Origin of the sequence: Amycolatopsis sp. NPDC052450, from assembly GCF_044547565.1 — a bacterium.
Lineage (GTDB): Bacteria > Actinomycetota > Actinomycetes > Mycobacteriales > Pseudonocardiaceae > Amycolatopsis.
In genome coordinates this window covers 43,757-51,915 of sequence record NZ_JBIUAQ010000030.1, presented here as the reverse complement: position 1 = coordinate 51,915, position 8,159 = coordinate 43,757, and the positions used below count along the sequence as shown (strand labels likewise).

6 protein-coding genes are annotated in these 8,159 nt (G+C 69.6%); 1 reads left to right on the top strand and 5 read right to left on the bottom strand.

Annotated elements, in window-relative coordinates; translation table 11 throughout:
• Nucleotides 1–128: 128 nt before the first annotated feature.
• Both ACIHAO_RS34435 and ACIHAO_RS34430 read right to left on the bottom strand, forming a co-directional pair.
• Nucleotides 129–1,517 carry an amino acid permease gene (locus ACIHAO_RS34435; protein ID WP_396565097.1) on the bottom strand — a complete coding sequence of 463 codons (1,389 nt, stop codon included), beginning with the start codon at nucleotides 1,515–1,517 and terminating at the stop codon, nucleotides 129–131.
• 194 nt (nucleotides 1,518–1,711) lie between these two features.
• Nucleotides 1,712–2,599, bottom strand: coding sequence for a LysR family transcriptional regulator (locus ACIHAO_RS34430; protein WP_396565003.1), 888 nt, complete (start codon nucleotides 2,597–2,599; stop codon nucleotides 1,712–1,714).
• 72 nt (nucleotides 2,600–2,671) lie between these two features.
• On the opposite strand from ACIHAO_RS34430, the gene ACIHAO_RS34425 reads away from it, so the two are divergent.
• On the top strand, nucleotides 2,672–3,667 hold the full coding sequence (locus tag ACIHAO_RS34425; protein ID WP_396565001.1) for a YeiH family protein: 996 nt from the start codon (nucleotides 2,672–2,674) through the stop codon (nucleotides 3,665–3,667).
• Here the strand turns inward: ACIHAO_RS34425 and ACIHAO_RS34420 are convergent.
• The 3 genes from ACIHAO_RS34420 to xsc all read right to left on the bottom strand — a co-directional run bounded on the left by ACIHAO_RS34420 (nucleotide 3,664) and on the right by xsc (nucleotide 8,143).
• Nucleotides 3,664–4,653 carry a phosphotransacetylase gene (locus ACIHAO_RS34420; protein WP_396564999.1) on the bottom strand — a complete coding sequence of 330 codons (990 nt, stop codon included), beginning with the start codon at nucleotides 4,651–4,653 and terminating at the stop codon, nucleotides 3,664–3,666. The genes ACIHAO_RS34425 and ACIHAO_RS34420 overlap by 4 nt on opposite strands.
• 70 nt (nucleotides 4,654–4,723) lie before the next feature.
• Complete coding sequence (locus ACIHAO_RS34415; RefSeq protein ID WP_396564997.1) at nucleotides 4,724–6,088, bottom strand: aspartate aminotransferase family protein; 1,365 nt, start codon at nucleotides 6,086–6,088, stop codon at nucleotides 4,724–4,726.
• A gap of 246 nt (nucleotides 6,089–6,334) precedes the next feature.
• Nucleotides 6,335–8,143 carry a sulfoacetaldehyde acetyltransferase gene (xsc, locus tag ACIHAO_RS34410; RefSeq protein WP_396564995.1) on the bottom strand — a complete coding sequence of 603 codons (1,809 nt, stop codon included), beginning with the start codon at nucleotides 8,141–8,143 and terminating at the stop codon, nucleotides 6,335–6,337.
• Nucleotides 8,144–8,159: the final 16 nt, after the last annotated feature.

The following is an 8,159-nucleotide window of genomic DNA, read 5'->3' as shown; positions in this document are numbered from 1 at the left end:
TGGGTGTCGTCGCGGTGGCGCGGCGCGCTCACGGCGCGCCGCGCCCCGCCCCGCCGACAGTCTCGGTGGTGCGGCTGGCGCTCCCCCCCCGGCCCGCCCCCCCCCCCACGCTGCCGTTGCGGGGCTTGTCAATCCCGGACGGCGGCCGAGGCAGCGTCCCGTTCGGACTCGTCGGGCAAGGGATCGACGGGGGCCGCCGGAACCTGGGCGACCGGTTTGCCACGCCGCCTGCGGATCTCGAAGCCGAGGAGGATCAGCACGAGCGTCACCGCGCTGAGCCAGAACTGCGAGCGGGTCGACGGCAGCAGCGCCATCGCCAGGATCACCCCGCCCATCAGCGCGATGGTCGCGTAGCTCAGCCAGGGGAACAGCCACATCTTGAGCGTGAGCTTCTCCGGATCCTCGCGTTCCAGGCGCCGGCGGAGCCGGACCTGCGCGAGCGCGATCGAGAGGTACACGAACAACGCGACGGCGCCGTAGGAGTTCACCAGGAACTGGAAGATCAGATCCGGAGAGGTGTAGGCGGCGATGACGGACACGTATCCGATGGCCGTCCCCGCGAGGATCGCGCGCCTCGGCACACCGCTGCGGGAGAGCCGGGTGAACGCCTTCGGGGCGTCGCCTTTGCTGGTCAGCGCGAACAGCATCCGCGACGAGGTGTACAGGGCCGAGTTCAGGCAGGACAGCACCGCCGTCAGGACGATCGCGTTCATGATCGTCGCCACCGCCGGGATGCCGAGCACCTCCAGCACGGCCGCGTACGGGCTGACCGCCGTCGCCGGATCGTCCCAGGACTTGATCGCGACGACGATGAACACGGAACCGACGTAGAACAGCACCACCCGCAGGATGATCGACCGCATGGCCTTCGCGACCGCCCGCTTCGGCTCCGCGGATTCGGCGGCGGCGATGGTGACGATCTCCGCGCCGGTGTAGAAACCGATGCACGGGACCACCGCCGCGAGTACGGCGCCGATGCCGAGTGGCGCGAATCCGCCGTGGGACACCAGGTTCGTCACGCCACCTTGGGCGCCCGGCCAGAAGCCGAACAGGTACAGGCCGCCGACGACCAGGAACACGACGATCGCGACGACCTTGATCGAGGAGAACCAGTATTCGAACTCGCCGTAGGACCGCGCCGAGACCATGTTGGTACCGGTCAGGATCAGGAGCAGGCCGAGACTGAGTACCCACAGTGGCACGTCCGGTACCCACAGCTGCAGGATCCGGCCGCCCGCGACGGCTTCGACCGCCACGACGATGACGAAGAAGTACCAGTACATCCAGCCGACGGCGAACCCGGCGCGGTTGCCGAGCGCTTCCCTGGCGTAGACGTAGAACGAGCCGAGCGCGGGTTTGGCGATCGTCATCTCCGCGAGCATGCGCATGATGAGCACGGTGATCAGGCCCGCGATCAGGAACGAGACCACCGCGGCCGGTCCCGCCGACTGGATGACCACGCCGCTGCCGACGAACAGCCCCGCTCCGATGACGCCACCGAGGGCGATCAAGTTCATATGTCGCTGCTTGAGCCCTGGTTTCAGGCCGCTGGTCTGTGCCGGGTCCGACGCTGAAGTCACGTCTCCTCCTTCTCGCACGCACCGCCGGAGCGGTCGCGCTGGGAGCTCCATTGTGGTTCCGGTCACCGTAGGAACAAGTCCGGCCCTTTGCGAGGGCCAGTTACGATGTGGGAAAGGGGTCCAGATACCACTCAGGACGGTCGCCGTACCGCCAAGGCCAGCAGTTCCGCCGCCGGTCCGGTGAGACGCCGTCCTTCGGGCCACACCGCGCGCAGCACCCGGGAGAAGTCGACGCCCTCCACCGCGACGGGCACCAGTTCGCGGTCCGTGACGTCCAGCGCGCTGATCACCGCGGGGCCGGCGCCCGCGACAACGGCGTTGCGGACGGCGGACGCGGAACCCAGTTCCAGCAACGGTTTCACCGGCCCCACCCCGGCCTTGCGCAACGCCGCGTCGACGGTCTCCCTGGTTCCGGAGCCGTGTTCCCGCACCACGAGCGGCGTGAGCGCCAGTTCCGCCGGCGTCAGCGGAAGGCGTTTCCGTGCCCAAGGATGCGCGCCGGGGGCGACCACCACGAGATGGTCGACGGCGACCTTCCGTGACGCGAGCCCGGCCGGTGTCCCCGGCGACTCGACGAAGCCGATGTCGGCCTTGCCCGCACGCGCCAGTTCGGCGACCTGGTCCGAATTAGTGACCTCGAGACCGAGGTGAAGTCGAGGGTTCGCGCGGTTGAGCTCGCCGATCCAGCCGGGGACCAAGTGCTCGGCAAGAGTCATGCTGGCCGCGACGCGGAGTTCGCCGGCGTGCCGGGTCCTCAGAGCCTCGGCGCCGTCGAGCAGTCCGTCGAGTTCGGCGAGCACGCGGTACGCCCAGCCGGCGATCACCCGGCCGTCCGGGGTGAGCGCGGAACCGCGGCGGGTCCGGTCGACCAGCACCAGCCCGAGCCGTCGCTCCACTGAGGACAGTCGATTGCTCGCCGACGGCTGCGCGATCCCGATGGCGACGGCGGCCTGGCCGATGCTGCCCAGTTCGTCGACGAGTACGAGCAAACGCAAAGCGTCCAGTTCCGGAGCTGTCATAGCCAAACCGCATGACCTACCCGGTGTTCTCCCGACTACCGGCGTTGCGGTTGCCGGACGACGCTCATCACCATGAGCACCACGTCCGCGCGGCGAACGAAGCCGCACCTGACCGGTCTGGCCGTCACCGCCCTCGGGGTGGCTGTCGCGTACCTGCTGAGCACCGCAGTTCCCGTGCTCAGCGCGCTCACCCTCGCGGTCGTGCTCGGGGTGCTCGCCGGCTCGCTCCCGGTGCTCTCCGACGGCACCCGGCAGGCGATCGCGAAGGTGACCAAGAAGCTGCTGCGCGCCGGTGTCGTCCTTCTCGGCTTGCAACTCGCGCTCCCTTCGGTGCTCTCGCTCGGTCCCGGCACGCTGCTCGCGGTCGTGCTGACGGTCGGCCTCACGTTCCTCGGCACGCTCGGGCTCGGCAGGCTGATCGGCGTTCCGCGCGGTCTCGCGATGCTGGTCGCGACCGGGTTCTCCATCTGTGGCGCGTCGGCGATCGCGGCGATGGAAGGCGTCGTCGAGCGCGAGGATTCCGACGTCGCGACCGCGGTCGCCCTGGTCACCTTCTACGGTGGACTGGCGATCGCGGCAGTCCCGCTCCTCGGCGGCTGGCTCGGGATGGACGCGCTGCGAATCGGCGGCTGGGCCGGGCTGAGCGTGCACGAGGTCGCCCAGGTGGTCGCGGCCGCCACCCCCGCCGGGACCGCCGCCGTCGCGGTCGCCGTGGTGGTGAAGCTCAGCCGCGTCGTCCTGCTGGCCCCCATGGTCGCCGCGGTCAGCGTGCACGAACGCCGACGCCGCCCGTCCGCGGCCGGGAAGCGCACCCCGCTGGTCCCGCTGTTCGTCCTCGGTTTCCTGGCGATGGTCGTGGTGCGGAGCACCGGGATCCTGCCCGGCGTGGCGCTCGACGTCGCCAAAGTTGTCTGCACGCTGCTGCTGGCGGGAGCGTTGTTCGGGCTCGGTTGCGCGGTCCGGATCGGTACCCTGGTCCGCACCGGCGGCCGGGCGCTGCTGCTCGGCCTGCTCTCCACGCTGCTGGTCGGCACCATCGCCTACGTCGCACTGGCGCTGCTCGGCTAGCACGGAACATCCAAGGCCTGAGCGGCGGTCAGGAGCGCGAGCGTCTCGATGTCGGAGGCCGAGCAGCCGCGGGAAAGATCGTTGAGCGGGGCCGCGAGGCCCTGGAGGATCGGGCCGAGCGCGACGGCGCCCCCGAGCCGTTCGGCGATCTTGTAGCCGATGTTGCCGGCGTCCAGATTCGGGAACACCAGGACGTTCGCGCGTCCGGCGACCGCGGATCCGGGAGCCTTCGCCGCCGCGATGGAGGCCACCAGCGCGGCGTCGAACTGCAACTCGCCGTCCACGGGGAGGCCGGGTTCCCGTTGCCGCACCAGGGAAGTCGCCTCGCGGACGACCTCGACGCGCTGATGGTCGGCACTCCCCTGCGTGCTGAACGACAGCATCGCGACCGCGGGATCCTCGCCCGTCAGACCGCGATGGGTGGCCGCGGCGGCGAGGGCGATGTCCGCCAGCTGTGCGGCCCCCGGTTCGGGCACCACCGCGCAGTCCGAAAAGGTCAGCCGCCGCCCGTCCGGGAGCAGCAACAGGAAGCAACTGCTCAAAGTGGACACTCCCGGCGCCAGGCCCACGACCCTCAATCCCGCGCGCAACACGTCGGCGGTCGGCCGGGTCGCCCCGGCGACACAGGCGTCCACCCGGCCCGCCCGCAAGGCGGCGGCCGCCACGAACACCGGATCACGCCGGGCGGCGGCGAGCTTTTCCGGGCGACTGGCGAATCCCGCCGTCAACGCATCCGCGGTCCGGCCGTCGGCAAGGGCGTCCGCGACGTCCACGATCACGTCTTCCGGGACACCGGCGGCACGGAGACGCGGCCCGTCACCGAACAGGAGCGGCCGGACGACGCCCTCCGCGCGGAGGGCGAAAGCGGCACGGACGGCGCGGTCGTCGTCGCCGTCCGGCAGGGCGACACGGAGATTCCTGCCGCGCAACGCCTTCCGCCATCTGCCGAGCGTCGCGTCCGGCGTGGCCTCGGTGGTCAGGCTCATCGAAGTACCTCCACAGACGAAGCGGGGGCCGCCGGAAGACGGCGACCCCCACCGGGTGAAAAGAACTGGTTCAGGGCTGGACGGCCTTCTCGACGTCGTTGAGCATCGCGTCGACGCCGTGGAGCAGCTCGGTCAGCACCTCGCGATCGGCGACGAGCGGCGGCGAGATCATCAGCATCGTCGCGCCGCGATCGTCTCCGCGGAGGATGACGCCCGTGCGGCGGAACGCCTCCGGGAGCACCTCGCGGAGCACCTTCAGCGATTCGGCCTCGGTGAGCTCACGACCGCTGTCGCGATCGGCCATCAGCTCGATGGCGTAGAAGAACCCGGTCCCGCGGACATCCTTGACGCACCGGTGCGCCGACTTCAGCGAGTTCAGCGCGGCGAACAGTTCCGGGCCCTCGGTGAGCACGTTGTCGAGCACCTTCTCGTCCCGCATCGCGGTGAGGTTCGCGACGGCGACGGCGGTCGCGACCGGGTGCCCGCCCCAGGTGGCGCCGTGCGTGAAGACGCCGCCCTTCGGCGAGTCGTACAGCTCGGTGACCAACTTCTCGCGCACGATCACGCCGCCGAGCGGCGCGTACCCCGACGTCGAACCCTTGGCGAAGGTGATCAGGTCCGGCACCACCCCGGTGAGACCGTGCCCGAACCAGTGCCCCAGCCTGCCGAACGAGCAGATGACCTCGTCCGACACGAGCAGGATGCCGTACTTGTCGCACAGCGCGCGCAAAGCGGGCCAGTACCCCTTCGGCGGGACGAGCGCGCCGCGGCCGTTCTGCACCGGCTCGGCGAACAGCGCCGCGATGGTCTCCGGCCCCTCCTCCAGGATGACCTGCTCGATCGCCGTGACACAGTCCAATTCGGCCGCCGGCCCGCAGTCACCCAGCAGCCCCAACGTGTTCGGCACGTGCCGGACGCCGGGCATGAGCGGGCCGAACGGCTCCTTGATCTTCGCGAGCCCGGTCACCGAGAGGGCACCGATGGTCGTGCCGTGGTAAGCCATGTCGCGGCTGATGATCTTCGTCCGCTCGGGCCTGCCCTGGCTGCGGTGATACTGCCGGGCGAACTTCAACGCGGTTTCGACCGCCTCCGAGCCGGAGTTGACGAAGAACGTCGTCCCGAGGTCGCCCGGCGCGAGTTCGGCCAGCAGCGTGGCCGCCTCGATCGCGGGGGTGTGCGCCGAACCCCAGTTGCTCGCGTAGGCCAGCGTGCCGACCTGGTCGGCGGCGGCCTTGGCGATGTCGGCCCGCCCGTGGCCCATGTTGACGCAGAAGAGCCCGGCTAGACCGTCGAGGTGGCGGCGTCCCTCGGTGTCGATCAGGTAGCTTCCCTCGCCGCGTACGAACACCGGGAAATCCGAGGCCCAGGTGTCCTTGCGGGTGAAGTGCGGGCCGAGATGCCTGCGGGCCTGCGCTCGCAGCTGGGTGACGTCCACCGGAGACCTCCTTCGAGACACGAGTCTGTGCTTTGACTTTCGCAACCCGGCCGGCACCGGCCCAGCACCAGAGCGGCGGCGTTCGATGGGTCCAGTTTCTTTCCGGCCCGGCTGAAGATGTTTGTCGGGTGGCAGGTCCGTGAAGGACTCCTTGAGGGACTCTGGGTCCCTCAAGGAGTCCTTCACGGCAGGTGTGCCCGCATTTAGTCGACTGAACGCGAACGCGCGCGGGTGGCGAACCGCGGCCTACACGTAGTCCTTGTACTTCTCCAGGAAGCGCACGGGCTTGGACAGCGCGTCGCGGCGGAACGGGTCGCCGAGTTCGCGGGTGCACATGATCTCGATGACGGTGGTCTTGCCCTCGTTCATCTGCGCGTCGACGGCGCGCTGCAGTGCGGGGCCGACCTCGTCGAGCTTCTCGACGACGATGCCTTCCGCGCCCATCGCCTTCGCGATGCCCGCGAAGCTCTCGCTTTCCAGCTCGCCCGCGACGAACCGGCGGTTGTAGAAGTCGACCTGGTTCTTCTTCTCCGCGCCCCATTGCCGGTTGTGGAACACCACGGCGGTGACCGGAATGTCGTGGCGGACGGCCGTCATGATCTCGCCCATGCTCATCCCCCAGGCACCGTCACCGGCGTAGGAGATCGCGGGCCGGTCGGGCGCCGCGGCCTTGGCGCCGATGATGGTCGGCAGCGCGTATCCGCAGTTGCCGAAGCTCATCGGGGCGAAGAAGCTGCGTGGCTCCTCGAAGCGCAGATAGCTGTTCGCGACCGAGTTGATGTTGCCGATGTCGGTCGACACCATCACCCGTGGCGGCATGGCCTTCTCCAGTTCCCGCAACACTTCCCGCGGGTGCAGCCAGTTGCCCTCCTCGGTCTCCTGCTCCGCGATCATGTCGAGGCTGAACGGGTCGGTCTCGTGGGTCCAGGCGTCGAGTTCGGCCTCCCACGCGTCCTTCTCCGCCTTGATCTTGGCCGCGCGGGCGTCCTTTGTGGAGTCGCAGGCCAGCGTCCGGTCCGCAAGGCGCCGGGTCAGCGCGACCGCCGCGTCCTTGGCGTCGCCGCAGATGCCGACGGTGATCTTCTTGACCAGGCCGAGCATCTTGTGGTCCGCGTCGATCTGGATGATCTTCGCGTCCTTGGGCCAGTAGTCCATGCCGTGCTGCGGCAGGGTGCCGAACGGGCCGAGCCGCGAGCCGAGTGCGATCACGACGTCCGCCTGCGAGATCAGCTTCATCGCGGCCTTGGAACCCTGGTAGCCCAGCGGTCCGCACCACTGCGGGTGACTCGCCGGGAACGAGTCGTTGTGCAGGTAGCTGTTCACGACGGGGGCGCCGAGGCGTTCGGCGAGGTCCTTGCACTCCTCTACGCCGTCGGCCATCACGACGCCGCCACCGGAGATGATCACCGGGAACTCCGCCGTGGCCAGCAGCGCGGCGGCCTCGTCGAGGCTCCGCTCGCCGCCGGGACCGCGGTCGAGACTGGCGGGCTCCGGGATCTCGGCCTCGATCTCGCCGTAGAAGAAGTCGCGCGGGATGTTGAGCTGCGTCGGGCCGAGCTCGGAGTGCGCCCGGTCGAAGCAGCGGCCGGTGTACTCCGCCATCCGCTTCGGGTTGTTGACGTGCCCCTGGTATTTGGTGAACTCCTGGAACATCGGCAGCTGGTTGGCCTCCTGGAAGCCGCCGAGGCCGGTGCCCATCGTGCCCGCCTCCGGCGTCACGATGACGACCGGGCTGTGCGCCCAGTAGGCGGCCGCGATCGCGGTGACGCAGTTGCTGATGCCGGGGCCGTTCTGCCCGATGACGACGCCGTGCCTGCCGCTCACCCTGGCGTAGCCGTCGGCCATGTGCCCGGCGCCCTGTTCGTGCACGACCGGTACCAGCCGGATGCCCGCCGGCGCGAAGATGTCCATCGCGTCCATGAACGCCGACCCCATGATGCCGAAGATGTCGGTGACGCCGTTGGCCACGAGCGTCTCGACGAAGGCCTCGGACGGGGTCATCTTCTTCCGGCCGCTGACGACCACGCGGCCGTCACCCGTCTTCCGTTCCGTCATGTTCCGCTCCTTCGAC